Annotated in this window: 21 protein-coding genes and 1 tRNA gene; 7 read left to right on the top strand and 15 right to left on the bottom strand. The window is 72.6% G+C overall.

The genetic code is table 11. The features are described from left to right. Nucleotides 1-26: 26 nt before the first annotated feature. Nucleotides 27-350 (bottom strand): Rdx family protein, encoded by a 324-nt coding sequence (locus tag V5O49_RS04960; protein ID WP_278235213.1) that lies wholly within the window; start codon nt 348-350, stop codon nt 27-29. Nucleotides 351-372: 22 nt separating this feature from the next. On the opposite strand from V5O49_RS04960, the gene V5O49_RS04955 reads away from it, so the two are divergent. After that, nucleotides 373-1,593 (top strand): class I SAM-dependent methyltransferase, encoded by a 1,221-nt coding sequence (locus V5O49_RS04955; protein ID WP_332901259.1) that lies wholly within the window; start codon nt 373-375, stop codon nt 1,591-1,593. Between the two features lie 130 nt (nt 1,594-1,723). Here the strand turns inward: V5O49_RS04955 and V5O49_RS04950 are convergent, their stop codons facing one another. The 3 genes from V5O49_RS04950 to V5O49_RS04940 all read right to left on the bottom strand — a co-directional run bounded on the left by V5O49_RS04950 (nt 1,724) and on the right by V5O49_RS04940 (nt 3,966). After that, nucleotides 1,724-2,125 (bottom strand): FKBP-type peptidyl-prolyl cis-trans isomerase, encoded by a 402-nt coding sequence (locus tag V5O49_RS04950; protein ID WP_332901258.1) that lies wholly within the window; start codon nt 2,123-2,125, stop codon nt 1,724-1,726. Between the two features lie 66 nt (nt 2,126-2,191). Next, the gene (locus V5O49_RS04945; protein ID WP_332901335.1) at nt 2,192-3,454 is read right to left on the bottom strand and encodes an RNA polymerase sigma factor; all 1,263 of its coding nucleotides are present in this window, start codon (nt 3,452-3,454) and stop codon (nt 2,192-2,194) included. Between the two features lie 89 nt (nt 3,455-3,543). Further along, a complete protein-coding gene (locus tag V5O49_RS04940) occupies nt 3,544-3,966 on the bottom strand; it encodes a YciI family protein (protein ID WP_332901257.1) in 423 nt (140 codons plus the stop codon). Nucleotides 3,967-4,238: 272 nt separating this feature from the next. On the opposite strand from V5O49_RS04940, the gene V5O49_RS04935 reads away from it, so the two are divergent. After that, the gene (locus tag V5O49_RS04935; protein ID WP_278235217.1) at nt 4,239-6,155 is read left to right on the top strand and encodes a glycoside hydrolase family 15 protein; all 1,917 of its coding nucleotides are present in this window, start codon (nt 4,239-4,241) and stop codon (nt 6,153-6,155) included. A gap of 360 nt (nt 6,156-6,515) precedes the next feature. Here the strand turns inward: V5O49_RS04935 and V5O49_RS04930 are convergent, their stop codons facing one another. Both V5O49_RS04930 and V5O49_RS04925 read right to left on the bottom strand, forming a co-directional pair. Then, entirely contained in the window at nt 6,516-7,349 is an 834-nt protein-coding gene (locus V5O49_RS04930) for a Bax inhibitor-1/YccA family protein (protein ID WP_278235218.1), read from the bottom strand. 205 nt (nt 7,350-7,554) lie between these two features. Then, entirely contained in the window at nt 7,555-10,908 is a 3,354-nt protein-coding gene (locus V5O49_RS04925; protein ID WP_332901256.1) for an efflux RND transporter permease subunit, read from the bottom strand. Nucleotides 10,909-11,151: 243 nt separating this feature from the next. Between V5O49_RS04925 and V5O49_RS04920 the strand changes: the two genes are divergently transcribed. Both V5O49_RS04920 and V5O49_RS04915 read left to right on the top strand, forming a co-directional pair. Next, entirely contained in the window at nt 11,152-11,385 is a 234-nt protein-coding gene (locus V5O49_RS04920; protein WP_278235220.1) for a hypothetical protein, read from the top strand. Nucleotides 11,386-11,410: 25 nt separating this feature from the next. Continuing rightward, complete coding sequence (locus V5O49_RS04915; RefSeq protein ID WP_332901255.1) at nt 11,411-12,085, top strand: helix-turn-helix domain-containing protein; 675 nt, start codon at nt 11,411-11,413, stop codon at nt 12,083-12,085. Here V5O49_RS04915 and V5O49_RS04910 read toward each other — a convergent pair. Further along, nucleotides 12,078-13,031 (bottom strand): EamA family transporter, encoded by a 954-nt coding sequence (locus V5O49_RS04910; RefSeq protein WP_332901254.1) that lies wholly within the window; start codon nt 13,029-13,031, stop codon nt 12,078-12,080. The genes V5O49_RS04915 and V5O49_RS04910 overlap by 8 nt on opposite strands. Before the next feature lie 72 nt (nt 13,032-13,103). Between V5O49_RS04910 and V5O49_RS04905 the strand changes: the two genes are divergently transcribed. Together V5O49_RS04905 and V5O49_RS04900 are read left to right on the top strand one after the other, a co-directional pair. Continuing rightward, entirely contained in the window at nt 13,104-14,018 is a 915-nt protein-coding gene (locus V5O49_RS04905) for a LysR family transcriptional regulator (RefSeq protein ID WP_332901253.1), read from the top strand. A 92-nt stretch (nt 14,019-14,110) separates the two neighbouring features. Beyond that, nucleotides 14,111-14,497 carry a DUF6221 family protein gene (locus tag V5O49_RS04900; protein ID WP_332901252.1) on the top strand — a complete coding sequence of 129 codons (387 nt, stop codon included), beginning with the start codon at nt 14,111-14,113 and terminating at the stop codon, nt 14,495-14,497. A 16-nt stretch (nt 14,498-14,513) separates the two neighbouring features. On the opposite strand, the gene V5O49_RS04895 is transcribed toward V5O49_RS04900, so the two are convergent. The 6 genes from V5O49_RS04895 to eno all read right to left on the bottom strand — a co-directional run bounded on the left by V5O49_RS04895 (nt 14,514) and on the right by eno (nt 20,027). Continuing rightward, nucleotides 14,514-14,587 (bottom strand) — tRNA-Leu (locus V5O49_RS04895). Nucleotides 14,588-14,707: 120 nt separating this feature from the next. Then, nucleotides 14,708-16,174 (bottom strand): NAD(P)/FAD-dependent oxidoreductase, encoded by a 1,467-nt coding sequence (locus V5O49_RS04890; RefSeq protein ID WP_332901251.1) that lies wholly within the window; start codon nt 16,172-16,174, stop codon nt 14,708-14,710. A gap of 161 nt (nt 16,175-16,335) precedes the next feature. Further along, on the bottom strand, nt 16,336-17,286 hold the full coding sequence (locus V5O49_RS04885) for a Ppx/GppA phosphatase family protein (RefSeq protein ID WP_332901250.1): 951 nt from the start codon (nt 17,284-17,286) through the stop codon (nt 16,336-16,338). A 49-nt stretch (nt 17,287-17,335) separates the two neighbouring features. Continuing rightward, the gene (locus tag V5O49_RS04880; RefSeq protein ID WP_278237536.1) at nt 17,336-17,791 is read right to left on the bottom strand and encodes a DUF501 domain-containing protein; all 456 of its coding nucleotides are present in this window, start codon (nt 17,789-17,791) and stop codon (nt 17,336-17,338) included. 91 nt (nt 17,792-17,882) lie between these two features. Continuing rightward, nucleotides 17,883-18,557 carry an FtsB family cell division protein gene (locus tag V5O49_RS04875; protein WP_332901249.1) on the bottom strand — a complete coding sequence of 225 codons (675 nt, stop codon included), beginning with the start codon at nt 18,555-18,557 and terminating at the stop codon, nt 17,883-17,885. 189 nt (nt 18,558-18,746) lie between these two features. Next, nucleotides 18,747-20,027, bottom strand: a complete 1,281-nt coding sequence (gene eno / locus V5O49_RS04870; protein WP_278235228.1) for a phosphopyruvate hydratase — start codon at nt 20,025-20,027, stop codon at nt 18,747-18,749. Between the two features lie 209 nt (nt 20,028-20,236). Here eno and V5O49_RS04865 point away from each other — a divergent pair, with 209 nt between their 5' ends. Continuing rightward, a complete protein-coding gene (locus V5O49_RS04865) occupies nt 20,237-20,938 on the top strand; it encodes a hypothetical protein (protein ID WP_332901248.1) in 702 nt (233 codons plus the stop codon). A 181-nt stretch (nt 20,939-21,119) separates the two neighbouring features. Here the strand turns inward: V5O49_RS04865 and ppdK are convergent, their stop codons facing one another. Further along, nucleotides 21,120-23,804: a pyruvate, phosphate dikinase gene (gene ppdK / locus V5O49_RS04860; RefSeq protein WP_332901247.1), complete on the bottom strand. Its 2,685-nt coding sequence runs from the start codon at nt 23,802-23,804 to the stop codon at nt 21,120-21,122. Beyond that, a complete protein-coding gene (locus V5O49_RS04855; protein ID WP_332901246.1) occupies nt 23,801-24,721 on the bottom strand; it encodes a pyruvate, water dikinase regulatory protein in 921 nt (306 codons plus the stop codon). Before V5O49_RS04855 ends, ppdK begins: the two co-directional genes overlap by 4 nt. Between the last annotated feature and the right edge of the window lie 25 nt (nt 24,722-24,746).

Genomic DNA, 24,746 nt, shown 5'->3' with positions numbered 1-24,746 from the left:
GCACCGACGACGGACTGCCGACGTGATCACTCGCCGGAGGCCACGCGGTCCGTGTGCCCGAGGGCCATGTCCGGCGCGACGGCGTCCCGTACGGCCTTCTTCAGGGGCGGGATCTCGGGGAACCCGCCCTCGGCCTTGCGGTCCCACAGCAGCACCGGCTCCTCGCCGGGCGACCGCACCAGCTCCACGCGGAACACCCCGCCCGTCCCCGGCACGAGCGCGACCTCGCCGAGCCGGGTGCGGAACGTCTGCAGCAGCTCCTGGGCGACCCACGCCGCCCGCATCAGCCAGCGGCACTGGGTGCAGTAGGTGATGGACACACGGGCCTCGGACGACGTGGCTTCGGTCATGCGCCCAGACTACGGTCGTGCCGTGACACCCCCCGCCGCCCTGCCGCCCACCGTGACCGCCGTGCTCGACCGGCTCGTGCCCTGGCCCGACGACGGCACCCGCGCCGACGGTCCGGTCGCCGTCGACGCCACCGACCGGCTGCTGCTGGCCGAGGCCGCCGATCGCCTCGCCGCGACGGGTCCGGGCGACGTCGTCGTCCTCGGCGACCGGTTCGGGGCGCTCACGCTCGGCGCGCTCGCCCTCGGCGCGCCGGACGTGCGCACGCACACCGACGCCCTCGGCGCCGAGCTCGCGCTGCGCCACCACCTCGACCAGGACCCCGACGACCTGCGACGTCGCGTGACGATCGTCGACGCGCTCGAGCCGGCACTGCTCGACGGCGCCCGGCTGGTGCTGCTGCAGCTGCCCAAGTCGCTGGCCGAGCTCACCGAGATCGCCGAGGCCGTCGCCCGGCACGCGGCCGACGACGTCACGCTCCTGGCCGGTGGCCGCATCAAGCACATGACCCGTGCCATGAACGACGTGCTCGCCGACCGCTTCACCGCGGTCCGCGCCACGCTGGCGCGCAGCAAGTCCCGGGCCCTGGTGGCGTCGGGCCCGCGACCGGAGATCCGCGACGCCGCGCCCCTGTACCCGGTCCGCGAGCTCCTGACCGACCCGGAGCTGCTGGCGGCGGCGACCCCGACCGACGGCGGCGCTCCCCCGCCCCGTCTCGACGTCGTCGCGCACGGCGGAGCGTTCGCCGGAGCGGCCCTCGACCACGGCACCCGGTTCCTGCTGAGCACCGCCGGTCGCTGGCCCGCCGCCGAGCGGGTGCACGACGCCGTCGACCTCGGGTGCGGCACCGGGCTGCTGTCCGTGGTGCTGGCCCGCCGCTACCCGCAGGCGAGCGTGGTGGCCACCGACCGCTCGGCGGCGGCGGTGGCGTCCACCCGGGCGACGCTGGCGGCGAACGGCGTCTCCGCCGTCGTGCAGCGCGACGACGCCGGGGCCGGCCTCGCCGACGAGAGCGCCGACGTGGTGCTGCTCAACCCGCCCTTCCACGACCGTGCCGCCGTCAGCACGGACGCCGCGCACCGCATGTTCGCCGCGGCCGGGCGGATCCTGCGTCCCGGCGGGGAGCTGTGGTGCGTGTACAACACGCGGCTGCGCTACCGCGGGTCGCTCGCCCGTGCCGTCGGACCCACGGACCACGTCGCCCAGGACCCCCGCTTCACGGTCACCCGCTCCCGCAAGGGGTAGTGCTCCCCCGGACGCTGAATGCAGCGGACGCGGGTAGGGCTGCACGGCGGGGTCGTCACCCCCGCAGTGGAGGTCGCGCAGCGACCGTGAACGCGACCCTGCGGTGCAGCCCTCCCCGCGTCCGCGATGCTCACTTCACGTCGACGACGTCCACGACGAACACCAGGGTCGCCCCGCCGGGGATACCGGCCTGCGGCACGCCGCGCTGGCCGTAGCCGTGCTCGGACGGGATGGACAGCAGCACGCGGTCGCCGACGTTGCGGCCGACGAGCCCCTTGTCCCAGCCGCCGATGACGGCGCCGACGCCGATCGGGAAGTCGATGGTCTGGCCGCGGTCCCAGGAGTTGTCGAACATCTGGCCGCCCCAGGTCTGGCCGTAGTAGTTGACGACGATGGTGCGGCCGGCGTCCACGACGGGGCCGGAGCCCTCCTCGAGCACCTGGACCTGCAGGCCCGACGGGGCGTCGCCCTCGGGGAAGGTGATCTCGGGCTTGTCGCCGAAGGAGCCGGTGGCGGTGGGCAGCGTGGTCATGGTGGTACCTCACGGTCGGGGACGGGGGGCCGACGGCGGTGCGCCGGTCGGCGATACCTCGTCAGCCTACGACGACCCGCCCAGGGCCGCGGCCTTGGCCTCCAGCACCCCGCGCTCGCGGTCGTTGCCGCACAGCCGCGCCGCGAGCTCCAGCTCGGTGCGGGCCTCGTCCCGGCGTCCGAGGCGGGACAGCAGCTCGCCCCGGACGCTGGGCAGCAGGTAGGTCCCGGTGAGCACCTCGCGGGCGGCGAGGTCGTCGACGATCTCCAGCGCGGCGGCCGGACCGGACGCCATCGACACCGCGACGGCCCGGTTCAGCTCCACGACGGGCGACGGTGCGACGCGGCCGAGCGCCTCGTACAGCACGACGATCTGCTCCCAGTCGGTGTCGTCGACCGACCGCGCGACGTCGTGCTGCTCGGCGATCGCGGCCTGCAGACCGTACGGCCCCAGCCCGCGTCCGACGGCGGTGGCCCGCGCCAGCGCGGCGCGTCCACGCCGGATCGCCCCGACGTCCCAGCGGCGGCGGTCCTGGTCGGCGAGCAGCACGGGCTCTCCGTCCGGGCCGGTGCGGGCCGGGAACCGGGCCGCGGTCAGTTCCAGCAGCGCGAGCAGACCGGCGACCTCGGGCTCTCCGGGCACGAGCCGGTCCAGCACCCGGGCCAGCCGGACGGCCTCCCGGGCGAGGTCGGCGCGGATCCAGTCCGTGCCGCCCGACGCCGTCGACCCCTCGGTGAAGATCAGGTACACCACGGTGAGCACGGACCCCAGCCGCTCGGGCCGGTCGGCAGCGGGCGGCACCTCGAACGGGACCCGGGCCGCGGCGAGCGTCTTCTTGGCCCGGGTGATGCGCGCCTGGACCGTCGTGCGCGGGAGCAGGAAGGCCCGCGCGATCTCGTCGCTGGTCAGCCCACCGACCACCCGCAGCGTGAGCGCCACCCGCGCCTCCGTGGACAGCACCGGGTGGCAGGCGGTGAAGATCAGGGCGAGCCGGTCGTCCTCGATCCGGTCCGGGTCCCACAGCAGGTCAGGTTCACCGGTGTCCGACGGCGGCGCCCCTGCGTGCGCCTCGCCCTCGCCGAGGTCGTGGCCCAGGGCGGCGTACCGCTCGTCGCGTCCCGCACGACGCCGGAACGCGTCGATGGCCCGCCGCCGCGCGGTGGTGAGCAACCAGGCGGTCGGGTCGCGCGGCTCCCCGTCGCGCGGCCAGGCCACGAGGGCCTCGGCCAGCGCCTCCTGGGCGACGTCCTCGGCCAGGGCGACGTCCCCGGTGTACCGGGCGAGCGCACCGACGACCCGCGCGGCGTCGATGCGCCAGGTGGCCTCCACGGCGCGGCGGGCGGCATCAGGGCCGTCCGTGCCCCGGGCGCCGCCGCCCGCGGTCGGGGTGCCGCCGTCGGGCACCCCGGCCGGGCCGGTCACTCCGTCCCGAGCTGCTTGCGCCACTCCTTCTCCTTCTGGATCCACTCGTCGTCGGCCGGGAAGTCCTCCTCGCCGTGCACGCGACGGATCTCGAGCTTGGTGCCCGGACCGCTGAGCGGCGCTCGCTTGGCCCACTCGATCGCCTCCGCCCGGGAGGCGACGTCGAGGATCCAGAAGCCGTTGAACAGCTCCTTCGTCTCCCCGTACGGCCCGTCCGTCACGACCGGGGTGTCGGAGGAGAAGTCGACGACGGCGCCCTCCGAGGCGTCCGAGAGGCCCTCGCCGGCGGTCAGGACCCCCGCGTCCATCATCGACTCGTTGTAGCGGCCCATGGCGGCGATCACCTCGGAGAAGTCCGTCTCCTCGTACTGCGCCTGGCCCTCGTCGGTACCCCGCATGATCAGCATGTACTTGGTCATGTCCCTCATCTCCTGTGATGTCCGGGCCTCCGTGTGAGACCTTCTCACCCTCAGGTCGAACGGGACAGCCGGGGATCGACACGAGCCGCGAGATCGGCACGCCGGATCTGCCAGATGTGATGCCGTCGCAGGTCGTGGCGCCGCACGGACGCGGACGGACCCCGGGTGACGGGGCGCGGACCAGGTGACGCCACGTCACAACTGTGTGAATCTTCTCGCCCCACCGTGGCGGGAAGTGGCGCGCGGACCCGCCCGCAACGCACTCTGGGTCCATGACGCTCGATGCACAGGCACCACCGCGCACGGACGGACGCAGCACGTTCCCCGCGATCGCGGAGTACGCGTTCCTGTCCGACTGCGAGACGAACGCCCTCGTCGCCCCGAGCGGCGCGATCGAGTGGATGTGCGTCCCACGTCCGGACTCCCCGAGCGTCTTCTCCTCGCTCCTGGACCGCGGAGCGGGCCACTTCCGCATCGGCCCCCACGGGGTCCGCGTTCCCGTCGCACGGCGGTACATCCCCGGCACCCTCATCCTCGAGACCACCTGGCAGACCTCGACCGGATGGCTCGTGGTCCGCGACGCGATGGTCATGGGGCCCTGGCACAACCTGGACGAGCGGTCGCAGACGCACCGGCGCACGCCGACGGACCACGACGCCGAGCACGTCCTGCTGCGCACCGTGAAGTGCGTCTCCGGGAAGGTCGACCTCGAGGTCGTGTGCTCGCCGATGTCCGACTACGCCCGGTACGAGCCCGACTGGGAGTACCTCGACGAGGGGTACTCGTCGGTGATCGCCCGCACCGGGGACGCCAACCCCGACCTGCGGCTCAGCTCCTCGCTGCGCTTCGGTCTCGAGGGCCGGCGCGCCCAGGCCCGCACCCGCATGGAGGAGGGCGACACCCACTTCGTCGCCATGGCCTGGTCCCCGCTGCCGACTCCCGGTTCCTTCGCCGAGGCCGCCGAGAAGATGTGGCGCACCGAGCAGTTCTGGCGCGACTGGATCACGCAGGGCTTCTTCCCCGACCACCCGTGGCGCATCTACCTGCAGCGGTCCGCCCTGACCCTCAAGGGCCTGACGTACGCCCCGTCCGGCGCGCTGCTCGCCGCGGCGACGACGTCGCTGCCGGAGACGCCCGGCGGGGAGCGCAACTGGGACTACCGGTACGCCTGGATCCGCGACTCCACGTTCGCGCTGTGGGGCCTGTACACCCTCGGGCTGGACCGCGAGGCGAACGACTTCTTCGCGTTCATCCAGGACGCCTGCCAGGACAACAAGCAGCTGCAGATCATGTACGGCGTCGACGGCGAGGAGGAGCTGCACGAGTCCGAGCTGAGCCACCTCACGGGCTACGAGGGTGCCCAGCCGGTCCGCGTCGGCAACGCCGCCTACAACCAGAGCCAGCACGACGTCTGGGGCGCGGTCCTCGACTCGGTCTACCTGCACACCCGCAACCGGGAGCAGCTTCCCGAGGCGCTGTGGCCTGTCCTGAAGCGTCAGGTCGAGGAGGCCGCCAAGCACTGGCACCTGCCCGACCGCGGGATCTGGGAGGTGCGCGGCGACCCGCAGCACTTCACCTCGTCCAAGCTCATGTGCTGGGTGGCGCTCGACCGGGGCGCCCGGCTGGCGCGGCTGTACGACGAGCCGGACTTCGCCGAGCAGTGGCAGAAGCTCGCCGACGAGATCCACGCCGACATCTGCTCCAAGGGCGTCGACGAGCGCGGGGTGTTCACCCAGCGGTACGGCGACGACTCCCTGGACGCCTCGCTGCTGCTGGTGCCGCTGCTGCGGTTCCTGCCGCCGGACGACGAGCGGGTGCGGGCCACGGTGCTCGCCATCGCCGAGGAGCTCACCGAGGACGGTCTGGTGCTGCGCTACCGCACCGAGGAGACCGACGACGGGCTGGCCGGCGAGGAGGGCACGTTCACGATCTGCTCGTTCTGGCTCGTCTCGGCGCTGTGCGAGATCGGAGAGGTGGAGCGGGCCCGGACGCTGTGCGAGCGGCTGCTGTCCTTCGGGTCGTCGCTGAACCTGTACGCCGAGGAGATCGACCCGCGCACCGGGCGGCACCTGGGCAACTTCCCGCAGGCTTTCACGCACCTGGCGCTCATCAACGCCGTCATGCACGTGATCCGCGCCGAGGACGACCCGGGCGACCACCGGGCGTTCCGTACCCCGAGCCGCGCCTGAGCCCCGCCGTCGTCCCCTCCGAGGTAGGCAACCCCCTGCCGAGGTAGGCGAGTTTCCGGCGAGGTAGGCAAGTTTCCGACGAGGTAGGCAACCCCCTGCCGAGGTAGGCAACGTGCCCGCGAGGTAGGCAACGTCCAGTCGGAGTTCTCGCCTACCTGAGCGAAGACTTGCCTACCTCGCCGAGGACTTGCCTACGTCGGCCGAAGGTTGCGTACCTGGACGGAGAGCTGCCTACCCGGGCGGAAGATTGCCGACCTCGCGGGAGACGACGACGGCCGGGCACCCCGCGCGGGGCGCCCGGCCGTCGTCGGTGCGCTGTGCTACCTCGCGAGGAGGTTGCCTACCTCGCGGATACGGGGGTCAGTCGCCGCGCATGATCGCCAGCAGGCGCAGGAGCTCGAGGTAGAGCCAGATCAGGGTGACGATGAGGCCGAAGGCCGCCGACCAGGCGAACTTGGCCGGCACGCCGCCCTCCACGCCGCGCTTGATGAAGTCGAAGTCCATGATCAGCGACATGGCCGCCAGGACCACGGCGAACAGGCCGATGACGATGCCCAGCGTGCCGCCGCGCATGCCCCAGCCGTCGAGCACGCCGGTCCACACCAGGACGACGTTGACCAGCGAGAACAGCAGGTAGCCGACCATGCCGATCAGCAGGAAGCGCGTGAACTTCGGGGTGACGCGGACCTTGCCGGAGCTGTACAGCCCCAGCGCCGCGGCGAACACGCACAGGGTCAGCAGGACGGCCTGCCCCACGATGCCGTCGTAGGCCGACTCGTAGAAGGCGGAGATCCCACCCAGGAACAGACCCTGCGCCACCGTGTACAGCGTGATGAGCACCGGGCTGGGGTTCTTCTTGAAGGCGTTGACCAGGCCCAGCACGAGGCCGACGATCATGCCGCCGATCCACAGGTAGGGCATCGTGTCGGTCAGCTGCCAGCTCACCGCGCCGACGACGACGAGCAGCGCGAGCAGCCCGCCGGTCTTCATGATGACGTCGGTGTAGGTGAGGCGCTTGGTGTCGACCGGGGTGGCCGACGGCGCCTCGTACATGTTCTGCAGCGAGGCGGCGTCGGCGGCCTGGGCCCCGTACGCGCCGTACTGCGCGGGACGCGCCGACGTCGCGGTGCCGCCGCGCGCGGTGCGGCGCGGCTCGCCGAAGACGTCGCTGTTCGAGAAGACGGGGTTGCTCATGCACTCCTCCTGGTCGCGGCTGCCGGGTGCCCGACGACGGGTTGTCGCGGGCAGGGCCGGGTCGCTGGCCGTCGCGGTTCATCCTATGCAACGCACGGCCGGTCCGACACGTTCCCGCCGATCTGCCGAGGATCGCGTCGGCACTCCGTGGCCGGTTCGGCAGTGCGGACTGCCGAACCGGCCACGGAGTGCCGACCCGACCGGCTCAGCCGGCAGCGGCGGCGGTCGCCTCGCGGTCCCTGCGCTCGACGGCCTTGCGCTCCCGCTTCTCCGCCCGGCGCCGACGACGCGCGGCCCGGCGGTCCTTGCGGCCCTCGACCAGCACGTAGAGCACCGGCACGATGAGCAACGTCAGGAGCGTCGAGGAGATGAGCCCGCCGATCACCACCAGGGCCAGCGGCTGGGAGATGAACGCGCCGCCCCCGGTGAGCCCGAACGCCATCGGGGTCAGCGCGAAGATCGTCGCCAGGGCCGTCATGACGATGGGTCGCAGACGCTTGCGAGCACCCTCGCGCACCGCGTCGTCGAGGTCGCGGCCCCGGCGTCGGTACTGGTTGATGAGGTCGATGAGCACGATGGCGTTGGACACCACGATGCCGACCAGCATCAGCACACCGATGAGCGCCGCGACACCGAGCGGGGTGTCGGTGACCAGCAGCGCGACGAGCGCACCCGTCGCGGACAGCGGCACGGAGACCAGCAGGATCAGCGGCTGGATCAGCGACTTGAACGTCGCGACCATGATCAGGTAGACGAGCGCGATCGCGGCCAGGAGCGCCAGACCGAGGTCCGCGAAGGCCTCCTCCTGGTCGGCCGCGACACCGCCGACGGAGACGGAGGCACCGGCCGGCAGCTCCAGCCCGTCGATGGTGGTGGTCACCTCGGCGCTCAGCGTGCCGAGGTCCTGGGCGCCGGGGGTCACGGCGACCGTCGCGGACCGCTGCCCCGCGGCGCGGCTGATCGAGGCCGGCGTCTCGACCTCCTCGACCGACGCGACGTCCGTGAGCGGCACCGCGCCCGCGGCGGTCGGGATCTCGATCTCCTCGACGGCACCGACGGTGTCCGGAGCCTCCCCGGTAACCACCAGGGTCTCCAGCGGCCCGTCGCCCAGGTCCACCTCCCCGACGGTCTGCTCGGGGTTCATCGCCCCGGACACGATGCCGGCGACCTGCGTCTCGGTGAGCCCGGCGTCGGCCGCGGCCTCCCGGTCGACGTCCACCTGCAGGACCGTCTGGGCGGTCGAGAGGTCGTTGGTGACCTCGGCGACGCCGTCCAGCTCGGCCACGGCATCCTGGACGGTCTCGGCGGCCTCGGTGAGGTCGTCGAGCTCGGTCGCCTGGACCACCAGGTCGATGGTGCTGGACCCGAACCCGGAGTCCCCGGTGGAGACGCTGACCTCGGTGGTCGGGCCCTGGCCGGCGAGGTCCTCGACGGCGGCACGGACGTCGTCCTGCGCGGCGACGCCGTCGGCGTCCTCGTCGAGCGTCACGGAGAAGCTCGCGGTGGGCGCGGCCCCGCCCCCGAAGAACACGGCCTCGGGCGAGTCGCCGGACCCGACGGACGTCTGCACCGTCTCGACGCCGTCGACGTCGGCGATGGCCTGCTCCATCGCGCGGGCGGCGTCGTCCTGCGCCTGCAGCGAGGTGGTGTTCTCGAAGGTCTGGGTCACCGTGACGGTGTCCTGGCCCGAGTCGCCGATGAAGTTGGTCTCCAGGCGCGGCACGAGCGCCAGAGTGCCGGCGAGGATGCCGACGGCGACGAGCAGGGAGACCCAGGGGTGCCGCAGGGACGCGGCGAGGCTGGGCACGTACGCGCGCTGCCAGAGACCGCGACGCTCCTGGGCCTCGGCAGCCTCGCGGATCGCCCGGCCGCCGTCGGTGGCCTCCTCGGCGCCCTTCGGCGGCTTGACGAACCAGTAGGCCAGCACCGGCACGATGGTGAGCGCCACCAGCAGGGAGGCGAGCATCGCGATGGCGACGGTGAACGCGAACGGCCGGAACAGCTCGCCCGTCATGCCGGACACGAGGCCCAGCGGCAGGAACACGGCGACGGTGCAGATGGTCGAGGCGGCGATGGCCCCGGCGACCTCGCCCGTGGCGGTGAGGATCGCGTCCTTCTTGTCCTCGCCGTAGGACAGGTGTCTCTTGATGTTCTCGATGACGACGATGGCGTCGTCGACCACGCGGCCGATGGAGATCGTCAGAGCGGCCAGCGTGAGGATGTTCAGGGTGTACCCGGTCACGTCCATGACCAGGAACGCGGTGGCCAGCGACAGCGGGATGGACACCGCCGAGACGAGCGTGGCGCGCAGCGAGAGCAGGAAGACCAGGATGACGAGGATCGCGAAGACCAGGCCGAGGCCGCCCTCGGTGGCGAGCCCCTCGATGGACTCCTCGATGAAGGGGGCCTGGTCGAACACGACGGCGGTGGTGATGCCGGCCTCGTCGAGCTCGGCGGCGTTGTCGTCGATGACCTCCTGCACGGCGTGCGAGACGTCGACGGTGTTGCCCTGCGGGGTCTTGATGATGCCGATGCCCAGCGACGGCTCGCCGTCGAGGCGGGAGAAGGACGTGGCCTCGGACTCCGCGACCGAGACGTCCGCGACGTCGCCGAGCAGGACGGGCTCCGGCGGGGCCGGGGGCGCGTTGGCGTCCGGGAGCTGCTCGGGGTCGGTCCCCGTCCCGCCCTCGGCGGGCGCCCCGGCGGCGCTGTCGGTGCCCGACGGCGGCACGGTGCCCTCGGCTCCCGGTGCGGCGGCCGCGGCGTCGTCCGTGACGCCCGACGTGCCGCCGTCGGCCCCGGCGGTGCTGGTCACGCTCGGCACGAGGGGGATCTCCTCGATCTCCTCGAGGCTGCCGATCCGGGTCCCGGCCTGCAGGGAGTACGTGTCGCCATCCTCGGTGACGGTGCCGGCCGGGACGACGACGCCGTAGTCGGCGAGCACGTCGGTCACCTGGGCGACGTCGAGGCCCTGCTCGGCGAGGTCGGCCGGGTCGACCTCGATGAGCACCTGGTCGTCGACGGCCCCGCTGACGGTCACGGACCGCACGTCGTCGACGTCCTCGAGGTCCGGCACGAGGACGGCCTCGATCTCGTCGGCCAGCCCGGCGAGGTCGGCGCCCGCACCGGACGCGGCGAGCTGGATGACCGGCAGGTCGTCGAGGGACCCGGTGATGACCTGCGGGTCGACGTCCTCGGGGAGAGAGGACTGGATCTGCGTCATGACGGTGGTGAGCCGCTGCGTAGCGGAGTCCATGTCGGTCCCGTAGGCGAACTCGACCGTGGTGGTCGAGATCCCGGTCGACGCGCTCGAGCTGACGGACTCGATGCCGTCGACGCCCTGCACCGCCGCCTCGATCTGCTCGGTGACGTTCTCCTCGACCACCTCCGGCGAGGCGCCGGGGTACGTCGCCAGGACCACGCCGGCCGGGAACTGGAGCGACGGGATCAGCTCCTGCTTCAGCGAGGTCAGGCTCAGGGTGCCGAAGACGAAGATCGCGACCGTGGCCAGGGCGACCACGGCTCGGTTCGCCAGGGACAGGCGGGCAAGACGGAACACGGAAACTCCAGCGCGAGGACGGGTCGACGACTCATCGTACGGCTGCCCAACGGTTCCTCAGCATGCGAAGTTCCCGTGAGGGCGACGTGATCGGGTGAAGAAGGCCATCCTCTGGACGACCTGGTCGAACGTATGTACGATGAAAGCCTGCCGGGCATCAACTTCCAAAACTCTCTTGGCAAAGAGATCTTTGCAACGCTATGTTGGGAACGTCAGCGGACATCCTCGCCCCTTGGAGTCGTCATGTTGCTCGCCGCCCCCACCTACCACCGCCGCACCCTCGCCGACCGCGTCATGGACCACCTGGCCGACGCGCTGGTCCGGACCGGGGAGCACCTGCACGACGCCCTGGCCACCCACGTCGCCCGGCGCGCCGCCGGAGCGCTCGCCCGCCGGGAGCGGGACCACCGCCGATACCTCGCCGCGGAGCAGGTCCGCGACAACGCCGCGCAGATCAACCCGTTGGGGCTGCGCTGAGGCGTCGGGACAGTACGGTCGAGACATGACCGACCCCTCCGCCGCGACCTCGAGCTCCCCCCGGAAGCCCGCGCCCGTGGGCGCGGCACGGCTGCGGGGGCTGTCGCACCCGCTGCGGGTCACGATCCTCGACCTGCTCCAGGTGCACGGGTCGCTGACCGCCAGCCGGCTCGCCGAGCTCGTCGGCGAGTCCAGCGGGTCCACGAGCTACCACCTGCGCCAGCTCGCCAAGCACGACTTCGTCCGCGAGGTCGAGGGCAAGGGCACCGCGCGCGAACGCTGGTGGGAAGCGACGCCGGGGGGGTTCGTCCTCGCTCCGTCCGAGAACGACGTCGACGACGCCGGCACCCGCACGGCACTGTCCCTGGCGAGCGCCGAGTTCGAACGCGCCCGCCAGGCGAAGATCTGGCGACTGCTGGACGCGCTGCGGGACGGCCCGCAGGAGTCCCGCTACGCCGACTGGTCCGACTCGGTCAGGCTCGGAACGGCGAACACCGTCGCGACTCCCCAGCAGCTCCACGACCTCATCGAGACCGTGCAGTCGGTCATCGACACCGAGCTCCACAAGCTCAAGGCCCAGGAGCCCGGCCCGGACGCCCGACCCGTCCAGATCCACTTCAACGCCTTCCCGGTCGTCGACCCCGAGCCGGCGCCGACCGTCCAGGACGACGCCGGCACCGGGGGCGGTCCGGTCACCTAGTCGGAGCCGGACCCGTGGAAGCAGCGACCCCCAGCGTGCGCTCCGGCGACCTCTCCGTGCCCGGCACCGTCGTCGGGCCGCGCCGCGGCGGCCGGCTGCCCAGCAGCACGCCGGCGACCACCAGCACGCCGCCGGCGAGCTCACCCGGGGTCGCCGTCTCCCCCAGCACGAGCCAGGCTGCCGTCATGCCGACGACCGGCACCAGCATCGAGAACGGTGCGACCACGCCCGCCGGGTGCCGCGCCATCAGCCACGTCCACAGCCCCGAGCCCACGACGGTGCCGAGCACCACCGTGTAGGCGAGCCCGACCACGGCGGCGACGGCGGCCGGGTCGTCGTAGGAGACCAGCGAGGTCCAGATGCGGTCCGGCCCCTCGACGACCAGCGAGACCGCCAGCATGGGCAGGGGCGGGACGACCGACATCCACAGGGCCAGGTGCAGGGGGTTGCGCGGCCGGGCCTGCCGGTTGCACACGTTCCCGATCGCCCAGCCGAAGGCGCCGGCCAGGGTGAGCAGGAAGGGCAGCACGGCAGCGTGCTCGGCGCGCTGCCACCCGACGACGGCGAGTCCCGCCACGGCGACGAGGATGCCCACGAGCTGCCGCCCGCTGACCCGCTCGCGCAGGAACGTCGCGCCGAGCACCACGGTGAACGGACCGGAGGCCTGCAGGACGAGCGAGGCGAGCCCGGCCGGCATCCCGGCCGACATCCCCCAGTACAGGAACGTGAACTGCAGGACCCCGAACCCGAGCCCGTACCCGATCAGCCAGCGCACCGGCACCCCGGGCCACGGCACGAGCAGGACGGTCGGCACCGCGAGCACGGCGAACCGCAGCGCCACGAGGAACATCGGCGGGTAGTGCTGCAGCGAGGCGTCGATGGCCAGGAAGTTCAGGCCCCACAGCAGCGCGACGACGGCGGCGAGGAGGCGGTGACGGGTCGGCATGGCCCCATGCTCGACGGCGTCGACAGTGAAGCACAAGCGACTTCTTCGACACCTGTGTTTTAGGCTGCCTTCATGGACGTCCGGCACCTCGACCTGCTGCGCGAGCTGGCGGACCGCGGCAGCATCTCCGCCGTCGCCGCGGCCACCCACCGCACTCCGTCGGCGGTGTCGCAGCAGCTGCGGACCGCGCAGCGCGAGCTCGGCACGGCCCTCGTCGAACCCCACGGGCGGGGGGTGCGGCTGACCGACGCCGGCCGGCTGCTCGCCGACGGTGCGGTGGAGGTCGCCACCGCGCTGGCCGACGTCCAGGCGCGCTGGGAGGCGTTCCGCGACGTGCCCGCGGGCACCGTGTCCGTGGCCGCTCTGCCGAGCGCCGCCTCCTACCTCTTCCCCGCCCTGGAGCGGGACCTGGCCGGGAGCGGCGTCGAGCTCCGTCTGACCGACCTCGACCTGGCCGAGGCGCAGTACGGCGCGATGACCGCCGACCACGACGTCGTCGTCGCGCACAGCATGACCAGCGTGCGACCTCCCGGCTCCGACGGGCTCGTCGTCGTCCCCGTCGTCGACGAACCCATCGACGTCGCCATGGCCGCGCACCACCCGCTCGCCGCCCGGTCCACGGTGAGCCCGGCCGACGTCGTCGACGCGGCCTGGGTGGGCGTCCCCCGCGGGTTCCCGTTCGACACCGTGCTGCAGAACGTCGAGCAGGCCACCGGGGTCCGGCTCGACGTGCGCCAGCGTCTGCTCGACAACCGCCTCGTCGAGGCGCTCGTCGCGTCCAGCCTGCGGCTGGCGGCCCTGCCACGGTTCACCACACCCGTCGGCGACGGGCTCGTGCTCCGCCCCCTCACCGGGGTGCCGGCCGTGCGACACCTCGCGGCGGTGATGCGCCCCGACCGCGCCCGGCGCCGGGCCGTCCGGCACGTGCTGGACGCCCTGGTCGAGGCGGCCCGTTCCACGGCACGCCGTCACGACGTCGTCGTCTGATGCACGGGACCGTTCTTGCGAGTCCCGACGATCGACGATACGCGTGGAGGAGAGGGGCAGAGACGTCCCCGGGCTTGTCTGGAGGGACGACCATGACCGTCGATCCGGCAGAGCTCGCGGCCTTCCTGCACGAACGGCTGGACGACGACGCGGACGCAGCGTCGGAGGCGAACGCCACGCGGTGGTCACCGGCCGGGAACGCCGTGGACTTCCAGCTCTGGTCCGACCGCTTCCCGGACGGTGTCGCGCAGTCGCGTCTGGCTGCCCTGAACAGGGCCAACGTGTGGCACATCGTCAACTGGGCACCACCGCGCGTGCTGGCGGAGGTCGAGGCGAAACGCCGCATCATCCGGGTCTGCCTCGACGAGGGGGCGGTCCACCAGGACCTCGAGCTCCCGTCGCGGCCGAACCAGGTCCTGCGGCTGCTCAGCCTGCCCTACGCCGGACACCCGCACTACCGGCCCGAATGGCACCCCTGAGCCGCACGCGGCGTCGTGCCCCCGCCCGGGTTCGAACCGGGACTGGACCGGGTTTAAGCCGGCTGCCTCTGCCAGTTGGGCTACGGGGGCGTTCCCGGATACGAGATCGGGCGGCCCCGATCGGCACCTCGGGCCCCGATCGGCAGCTCACGATACCGAACGGTGCGCGGTGTGCCGGTCGGGACCGCCCGATCGACGTCGCGGGAAGCGTCAGCCGTGCGTGGCCTTCTCCGCGGAGGCCTCGGCCTTCTGCTCGACCTTGTCGCCCTGCGGCTTCGGGGGGACCGAGGCCTTGCGGAACTCGTCGCGCGGGTCGTGCAGCGAACCGAGCGAGACGATCTCGCGGCCCATGAGGAACTGGCCCATCCAGCCGATGAGGATGCGGAACTTCCGGTTGCCGGTGGGCATCGCCATGACGTGGTAGCTGCGGTGGGCGAGCCACGCGAGGGGGCCCTTGAGCTTGAGGAAGCCGAACAGCTCCGCCACGCCCTTGTAGAGGCCGAGGGAGGCGACCACGCCGACGCTCTTGTGCTTGTACTCCACCAGCGGCTCGCCCTTGAGCGAGGCGATGATGTTGTCGGCCAGCTGGGTGGCCTCGCGGATCGCGTGCTGCGCGTTCGGGGGGCAGAACGACCCGGGGTTGAGCAGGTCCGGCACCGCGGCGCAGTCACCGGCGGCCCAGGCGTCCGGGACGACCTCGCCCTCGGTGCCGTCGTCGGTCGTCGCGGCGACCTGCAGCGTCGGGAGCACGGTGACGCGGCCCATGCGGTCCCTGGGCAGGTCGGAGTCGTCCTTGATGACCGGGTTCGGCTTGACCCCGGCGGTCCACACGATCGTCTCGGAGTCGAACTCGACACCGGTCGACGTCACGACGTGGTGGTCCTCGCAGGAGGACAGGAACGTGTTGAGGTGGAACTCGATGCCGCGCTTCTTCATCTCCTCGAGCGCCCACTCGCCCATGGGCTCGGAGACCTCCGGCAGGATCCGGCCGGCACCCTCGATCATGACGAACCGCAGGTCCGACTCCTCGATCGTCGGGTAGTTGCGGGTCGCGTAGCGCGCCATGTCCTCGATCTCGGCGAGCGCCTCGATCCCGGCGAAGCCGCCGCCGACGAACGTGAAGGTCAGCATCCGCTTGCGCAGGTCGGCGTCCCAGGTGGAGGAGGCGACGTCCATGCGGTTGAGCACATGGTTGCGGACCGCGATGGCTTCCTCGACGTTCTTGAAGCCGATGGCGTTCTCGGCGAGCCCGGGGATGGGCAGCGTGCGCGAGACCGAGCCCAGGCCGACGACCAGGTGGTCGTAGGAGACCTCGTAGTCCAGGCCCTCCTCCGGCGAGATCGTCACCTTCTTGTCGCCGTGGGCGATCTTCACGACCTTGCCCTGGAGCACGTCGATGCCCTGGAGGGCGATGCGGTGCGGGGCGACCACGTCGCGCGCGTCGATCGAGCCGGCACCGGCCTCCGGCAGGAACGGCGCGTACGTCATGTAGGGACGCGGGTCGACGACGACGATCGCCGCCTCGCGCTTGCCGAGCTTCTTGCGCAGCCGGCGCGCCACGTACAGCCCGACGGAGCCACCGCCGAGCACGACGATGCGCGGCACCTTGCGGGGGCGTGCGGCGGGCGCGGGCGCATCCTGGGCAGGGTTGTCCGTCGACAGAACGTTCTGAGGCATGACCGCCAGTCTACGACTGCCCGGCCGCGGATGTGTCGCGCGGTCACGAACTGTGCCCGCCGTCACCGCCGCGCAGCGCCGTGAGCAGGCGTTCCGGGCGACATCGCTCCACATCCACGGCAGAACGGACCTGCCGCGCGTCCCACGATGTGATCGATTCCTCAGGCGAGCGACAGCGCGATGCCGTCCAGGATGTCGCTCTCGCTGGTGACGACCTCGGTGAGCTCGCCGCCGGCCGCCGCCACCTCGTCGCGCACCCGCGCCACGATCTGCGACCAGATCAGCGCACCGGCGCCGATGACGTCGGCGCGTCCCGGGTGCATGAACCCGAGCGCCAGACGCTCGTCGCGGGTCCGGCCCAGCAGGTCCTCGCAGGCGGACAGCACGCGCGGGACCTCGAGCACGGTGCCGTTGATCGCCTCGCGCCGGTAGCTGGGCAGCTCCAGCGCGTGCGCGGTCACCGACGTGACGGACCCGGCGAGGCCCACCAGCGTGGCGGTGCGGGCCAGGGGCACGACGGCGGAGGCCGCGTCGAGCGCGGCGTCGACGTCCGCCCGGGCCGCGGCGATCTCGGTCGCGGTCGGCGGGTCGCCGTCCAGGTGGCGCTCGGTGAGGCGCACGGAGCCGACGTCCATCGACACGGCCGCGTCCGGCGTCGTCGTGCCCAGGACGAGCTCGGTGGATCCGCCGCCGAGGTCCACCACCAGGTACGGGCCGGGGTGCGTCGCGGCCTCGCCGCTGGTCGCCCCGCGGAAGGACAGCTCGGCCTCCTCGTCGCCGGTGACGACCTCGGGCTCCACCCCCAGGGCCGCCTGGACGCCCGCGGCGAACTCGTCGCGGTTGCGGGCGTCGCGGGTGGCCGACGTCGCCACGAACCGGGTGCGCGTCGCCCCCAGCTCCGCGGCGACCTTCGCGTACTCGCGCGACGCCGCCAGGGTGCGTTCCAGCGCCTCGGGCGCCAGCTCGCCGGTGCGGTCGACACCCTGGCCCAGCCGCACGATCTGCATGCGCCGGTCGAGCTCGATCAGGGTGCCGTCGGCGGCCACGTCGGCCACGAGGAGGCGGATGGAGTTCGTGCCGCAGTCCACGGCGGCCACACGGGTGCTGCTCATCACGCAGGCACCCTCTCACCCCGGGCCGACATCTGCCCGCCCGGCACCGTCAGCACGAGCACCGGTCCGGACGCCACTGGTCGCGGACCATGGCCAGGGCCTCGTCACCCAGCGGGTTCACCCCGGGACCGGCGGCGAGGCTGTGCGCGAACAGCACGTGCAGGCACTTCACGCGGGTCGGCATGCCGCCGGCCGAGATGCCCTCGATCTCCTCGACCCGGCCCAGCTCGGCCCGCCGCGCGAGGTAGTGCTCGTGCGCGGCACGGTAGGCGGCGGCCAGCTCGGGGTCCTCGGCCAGGCGGTCGGTCATCTCCTTCATCACGCCGTCGGCCTCGAGGCGCGACGCGGCGGCCACCGCACCCGGGTGGGTCAGGTAGTACGTCGTGGGGAACGGGGTGCCGTCCGGCAACCGCGGAGCGGTGCGCGCCACCAGGGGGCGCCCGCACACGCAGCGCGCGGCGACACCGACGACGCCGCGCGGGGTGCGGCCCAGCTGTTCGGCCATCACCTCGAGGTCGTGGGCGGTCGCGACCGTGGGGTCGTCGCCGGACGAGGTCGCGTCGGCGGACGGGATCGAGGGTTCGGAGCTCACCGGATCATTGTCCCCCGTCCGGCGCCGAGCTCTCGACGTCGTCCGGGTCACCTCCGGGATCGACCGTCGCGTGGTCCGTGGACTGCAGCGACTCCCACATCGACTGGTACCAGGGCGCGCCGGTCGTGGCGGGTCCGACCTCCGGCGTCGGCTCCTCGCCCGCCGCGGGTTCGCCGTCGGCCTCGATCTCGTCGGCGTCCACCACCCGCCAGGCGGTGTCGCCGGGCAGCACGTAGTTCAGCCGGCTGCGGGCCTGCTGGACGACGTAGGTGCGGTCGTCCCAGCGGGCCAGCTCGTTCTCCAGCCGGTCCCGGTCGGCCTGGTTCGCCGTCAGCTCGGCCTGCAGCCGGTCGATCTCCGCCTGCTGCTGCACCGCTCCACGCACCGTCGGCAGCAGCAGCACGAAGGCGAGCAGGACCACGACCGCCAGCACCATGAGCCGGACGGTGAGCACCTCGGGCAGGACGAGGCCGAGGCGGCTGCGACGGCGTTCCTCCCGCGCCGGTCCGGCCGGACGACGGGTACCGCCTCCCGCGGCCGACGACGACGCCGACGAAGCGGACGCGGCGGTCGACCGGCCGCGCCCGCCCGTGCGCGACGTCGTCCGCGCGCCGGGGCGGTCGTTCGGGCGCGCGGGACCCTTGCGGGGTCGCGGCGTGGCGGGACGACGGGAGGACACGTCCCGATTGTGCCGAACCGACGGGCCCGGACGGCTCAGCCCGGCCCGGCGCGCCCGGCCTCGGCCCGTCGTCGGCCACCGCGCGCGACCCGCTCGGCCCGCCCCCCGGGACGACGACGGCCGGTCGCCCTCTCCGCGAGAGGACGACCGGCCGTGGACCCCGGCGCACCGGGGACGGGTGGGGCTGACTCAGCCCTGGAAGCGCGGGAAGGCGCTGCGACCGGCGTAGCGGCCCGCGTCGTCCAGCACCTCCTCGATGCGCAGGAGCTGGTTGTACTTGTTGATGCGCTCGCCGCGGGCCGGGGCGCCGGTCTTGATCTGGCCGGCGTTGGTGGCCACGGACAGGTCCGCGATGGTGGTGTCCTCGGTCTCGCCGGAGCGGTGCGAGGTCATCGTGGTGAAGCCGTTGCGCTGGGCCAGGGTGACGGCGTCGAGGGTCTCGGTGAGCGAGCCGATCTGGTTCAGCTTGACCAGCAGCGAGTTGGCCGCCTTGGTCTCGATGCCCTTGGTCAGGCGCTCCGGGTTGGTGACGAACAGGTCGTCGCCGACGATCTGCACCTTGTCACCGACCTGCTCCACGAGGGCCGACCAGGAGTCCCACTCGTCCTCGGACAGCGGGTCCTCGATGGAGACCAGCGGGTAGTCGCGCACGAGCTCGGCGTAGAAGGAGATCATCTCCTCGGGCGTCTTGGCGCCGCCCTCCCACTGGTAGGAGCCGTCGGAGAAGAACTCCGTCGCGGCGACGTCGAGCGCGAGCGCCACGTCCTCGCCGGGCGTGTAGCCGGCCTTCTCGATGGCCGTGATGATGAGGTCCAGCGCGGCACGGTTGCTCGACAGGTTCGGCGCGAAGCCGCCCTCGTCGCCCAGGCCGGTGGCCAGGCCCTCGGCCTTCAGCACGCTCTTGAGCGCGTGGTAGACCTCGGCACCCGTGCGCAGCGCCTCCTTGAAGGAGGACGCGCCGATCGGGGCGATCATGAACTCCTGGATGTCCACGTTGGAGTCCGCGTGGGACCCGCCGTTGAGGATGTTCATCATCGGCACGGGCAGGACGTGCGCGTTCGGGCCGCCCACGTAGCGGAACAGGTCCAGGCCGGCGCTCTTGGCGGCCGCCTTGGCCACGGCCAGCGAGACGCCGAGGATGGCGTTCGCGCCGAGCTTGCCCTTGTTGGGGGTGCCGTCGAGCTCGATGAGGGTCTGGTCGATGAGGCGCTGCTCCTCGGCGTCGTAGCCGACGAGCTCGGGCGCGATGTCGTCGATGACGGCGTTGACCGCACCCTCGACACCCTTGCCCAGGTAGCGGCCCTTGTCGCCGTCACGGCGCTCGACGGCCTCGAAGGCACCCGTGGAGGCGCCCGACGGGACGGCAGCACGGGCGAACGTGCCGTCGTCGAGGGCGATCTCGACCTCCACGGTGGGGTTGCCGCGGGAATCCAGGATCTCGCGTGCGCCAACGGCTTCGATGCTTGCCACGGATGCTCCTTCTGACAGGGCTCGTGGGCGGTCGGGGCCAGGCCCGGACGCGTCACGTCCCGTGGCAGCCGACGCCCACGACGTTGGAGGGTTGACGCCCCCAGAGTAGCCCTCCGGCGGGCCCGGCGCCGCCCTGCCCGCCTGACGGTCACCGATGCTCCGAGATGTGGTCAGTCCACAGCACGGTCGGCCGCACTATCGTGGGGACGGTGGACGGCTTCTGGGACTTCGTCGGCTCCTACTGGTGGCTGGTGTTCCCGCTCAGCGGCATCGTCGGCGGCTGGGCCGGCGGCGTCCGCCGCTGGGACGAGCGACGACGCCGGGACAAGATCGAGATGTACCGCCTCCGGTACGGCGCCGAGAAGACCGCTGCGGAGTCCGAGGAGGCCCTGACCGGCGAGATCGAGCGCACACTGGCCGCCCACACCGAGACCGAGCGGCGCTGGCTCGACTACGAGCTCGACGCGGTCAAGGTCCTCGAGTTCCCCGTCATGACCGACATGCGCGAGCAGGTGACGATCGACTACCACCGCGCGCGCCGGGACGCCGAGAACCTGCGTCCGGACGACCCCGCCGAGCTGCGCGACCGCCGCCTGCTCGACCGGTACCGGGAGTCGGTGCGCGAGTACCAGCTCACCTTCGACGTCGCCGAGCGCGAGGCGAAGCGCCGACGCGCCTCGGACCTCTCGGCCGAGGAGCGTCGCGCCGTGGACCGGGCGAAGAAGCTGCTCGCGATCGCCGACGACGCCGGGGCCACGACGTCGGAACGGCAGTCCGCGTACCGCCGGGCCATGAAGGAGCTCGAGGGCATCCTCGTCCTGCCCGACGCCGCCACCGCGGCGATCGAGCAGCGCATCGCGGGCGAGCTGGGGACCGGGCACCGCCCCGACCGCGAGCGCCCCTCCGGCTGAGACCGGTCCTCCCGCGAGCCCCGCGCGGGGAGCACGGGACCGCCGAGGGAGGCAACGTTCCGCCCAGGTAGCACAGGGTCGGCCGAGGTAGGCAACTCTGTGGCGAGGTAGGCAACACCGCCTACCTCGCCGCGGGGTTGCCTACCTGGCGGCTGGGTTGCCTACCTGGCCGGAGAGTTGCCTACCTCGCGGGGTGGTCGAGGGCGACCTGCGCGGCGGCGAGCCTCGCGATCGGCACGCGGTACGGCGAGCAGGAGACGTAGTCCAGCCCGATCTCGTCGAACAGCGCGATCGACGCCGGGTCTCCCCCGTGCTCGCCGCACACGCCCGTCTTGAGCCCGGGCTCCGTCGACCGGCCCTTGCGCACCCCGATCCGGACCAGCTCCCCGACGCCGTCGGCGTCGATGCTCGCGAACGGGTTGGCGGCCAGGATCCCGGCGTCGACGTAGGCACCCAGGAACGAGCCCTCGGCGTCGTCGCGCGAGATGCCGACCGTCGTCTGGGTCAGGTCGTTGGTGCCGAACGAGAAGAAGTCGGCGTGCTCGGCGATCGCGTCGGCGACCAGCGCCGCCCGCGGCAGCTCGATCATCGTGCCGACGGTGTGCGGCACGCCGCCGTCCGGGACCTCCTCGGCCCACGTCGTCTCGACGACCTCGCGCATGCGCCGCAGCTCCTCGTCGAACCCGACCAGCGGCACCATGATCTCGACGTGCGGGTCCAGCCCGCGCTCGCGGACCGCGAGCGCGGCCCGGGCGACGGCGCGCACCTGCATCCGGGCGATCTCCGGGTACAGCAGCGCGAGCCGCACGCCCCGGGTGCCCAGCATGGGGTTCATCTCGCTGAGCCGCTTGACGTGCGCCAGCAGCTCGCGGGCGTCGTCGAGCTCGGGGCCGGTGGTGCCGGCGTCCTCGAGCCGCTGGACGTGCACGGACTGCTCGACGAGGTCGGGCAGGAACTCGTGCAGCGGCGGGTCGATGAGCCGGATCGTGACCGGCAGCCCGCTCATCGCGGTGAAGATCTCCTCGAAGTCGGCCTGCTGCATCGGCAGCAGCCGCTCCAGCGCGTGGCCACGGTCCTCCGGCGTCTCGGCGAGGATCATCGACTGCACGACGGGCAGCCGCTCGGCCGCCATGAACATGTGCTCGGTGCGGCACAGCCCGATCCCCTCGGCACCCAGCTCCCGGGCCTTGGCGGCGTCCGGACCGGTGTCGGCGTTCGCCCGCACGCCGAGCCGGCGCGCGTCGTCGGCCCAGGCGAGCACGGCGCTGAAGTCGTCGGTGATCTGCGGGGGCACGAGCGTCAGCGCCCCGGCGTACACCTCGCCCGTGGTGCCGTCGATGGTGACGGTGTCCCCCTCGGCGAGCACGGTGTCCCCGACGGTCAGGGTGCGGGCCTCGACGTCGATCTGCAGGTCGCCCGCCCCGGCGACGCACGGCTTGCCCATGCCGCGCGCGACGACGGCGGCGTGCGACGTCATGCCCCCGTGCGCCGTGAGCACCCCCTGGGCCGCGATGACCCCGTGGATGTCGTCCGGCGTCGTCTCCCAGCGGACGAGCACCACGGACTCGCCGGCCTCGCCCCGCTCGGCCGCGGTGTCGGCGTCGAACACGACGGCGCCGACGCCGGCGCCGGGCGAGGCGTTGAGCCCTCGGGTGAGCGGCTCCTGCCCGTGCTCGGGGTCGAGCCCGGGATGGAGGAGCTGGTCGAGCTGGGCCGGCTCGATGCGGCGCAGCGCGGTCGCGGTGTCGATGACGTCCTCGGCCACGAGGTCCCGGGCGACCTTCAGCGCCGCCGCGGCGGTGCGCTTGCCCGTGCGGGTCTGCAGCAGGTACAGCGTCCCGTCGTCGACGGTGAACTCGATGTCCTGCATGTCGCCGTAGTGCTGCTCGAGCCGGTGCATCGTGTCGAGCAGCTCGCGGTAGGCGTCCGGGAGCACGTGCTCCATCTCCGCCAGCGGCAGGGGCGTGCGGATGCCGGCGACGACGTCCTCGCCCTGGGCGTTCACGAGGAACTCCCCGTAGAGCTCCTTGGCCCCGGTGGAGGGGTTGCGGGTGAAGCACACCCCCGTGGCCGAGCCGTCCCCGCGGTTGCCGAACACCATCTGCATGACGTTGACCGCGGTGCCGAGGTCGTCGGAGATGTCGTGCGCCCGGCGGTAGACCCGCGCCCGCGGCGTGTCCCAGGAGGAGAACACGGCCTGCACGGACCGGCGCAGCTGCTCGCGCGGGTCCGTGGGCAGGCCCTGCCCGGTGTGCCGCAGCGCGACGGTGCGGAAGGTCTCGACGAGCTCCTGGAGGTCGGAGACCGTCAGGTCGGTGTCCAGCTCGATCCCGCGGCGCGACTTGAGCGCCGAGATCTCGTCCTCGAAGGCGTGCCCCGGCACCCCCTCGACGACCTCGCCGTACATCTGCAGGAAGCGCCGGTAGCAGTCCCAGGCGAACCGCGGGTTGCCGGACTCCTCGGCCAGCCCGACGACGGACTCGTCGGAGATCCCGAGATTGAGGATCGTGTCCATCATGCCGGGCATCGACATCACCGCGCCCGAGCGGACCGAGACCAGCAGCGGGCGCTCCGCGGCCCCCAGACGCCGGCCGGTGCGCTGCTCCAGCGCGTCCAGGTGGGCGAGGATCTCGTCCCACAGCTGCTCGGGCCAGGTGCCGCCGGCCTCCATCGTGACGACGCAGGCCTCGGTGGTGACGGTGAAACCGTCGGGCACCGGGACACCGATGCGGATCATCTCGGCCACCCCGGCGCCCTTGCCGCCGAGCAGCGGTCTCATCGCCGCGGTGCCTTCGGACAGGTCGTACACGAGACGGTGGTCCTCGTGCGTGGTGGATCGCTCGTCGGTGCGTACCTGTGCGGTCATGGCTCCCTCGCCTCCGTCTCGGCTCCGGGCGGAAGGGGGTCGCTCCGCCCGTCGACGTGCTCGGACAGGACTGTACGGGCGCGGCGCCGTGCTGTCACGAGGTCGATGATCCGTCCGGCCGCCTCCTCGAGGGCCAGCGTGGTGGTGTCGAGCACCGGGCAGCCGAGCCGCCGCTGGACCTGGGTGATGTCGTCGAGCTCGTCGACGATGCGGGCCAGGTCGGCGTACCCGCCCAGGCGCCCGGCGTCCTGCCGGCCGGCTCCCATCAGGTCCACCCGCCGACGACGGATGGTCACCAGCCGCTCCGGGTCGATCGTCAGCCCCACGACCTTCCAGGGGTCGATCCGGAACAGCTCCGGAGGCGGCGGGACGCCGGCGACCAGCGGGATGTTCGCGGTGCGGTACCCGAGGTAGCCGAGGTACATCGACAGCGGCGTCTTGCCGGTGCGCGAGGCCCCGACCAGCACGATCTGCGCCTCGGCGAGGCCCTCCGGCGTGGCGTGGCCGTCGTCGTTGGCGATCGCGAACTCCATCGCGTGGATGCGCTCGAAGTAGTCCGCCGCGAGCCCGACCGGCTGCACCAGGCGCGCCGGCTCGGCGCCCGTGCGCGCGGTGACGGCGTCCAGCGCCGGGGTGAGCAGGTCGGCGCACGGGATCTCGAGCTCGGCGCACCGGTCGATCACCTGCCCGTGCAGCACCTCGTCCACCACGGTGCAGAAGACGACGGCAGGGTCCGGATCCGCGCGCAGCTGCTCGACGACGTCGTCGAGCCCCTCCTGGCTGTGCAGGCGGGGATGGCGCACCACCACGACGTCGAGGTCGGGGTACTGCGCCTGCACGGCACGACCGACGCGGGCACCGGTGTCACCGGTGGAGTCCGCGACGACGTGGATGACGACCCGCTCCGTCGTGGGCATGGCGACAGCCTAGGACGCACGGCGT

Origin of the sequence: Isoptericola haloaureus, from assembly GCF_036689775.1 — a bacterium.
Lineage (GTDB): Bacteria > Actinomycetota > Actinomycetes > Actinomycetales > Cellulomonadaceae > Isoptericola > Isoptericola haloaureus.
Note: the sequence above shows the minus strand (reverse complement) of the source record. Positions and strands in the feature narration are given on the sequence as shown.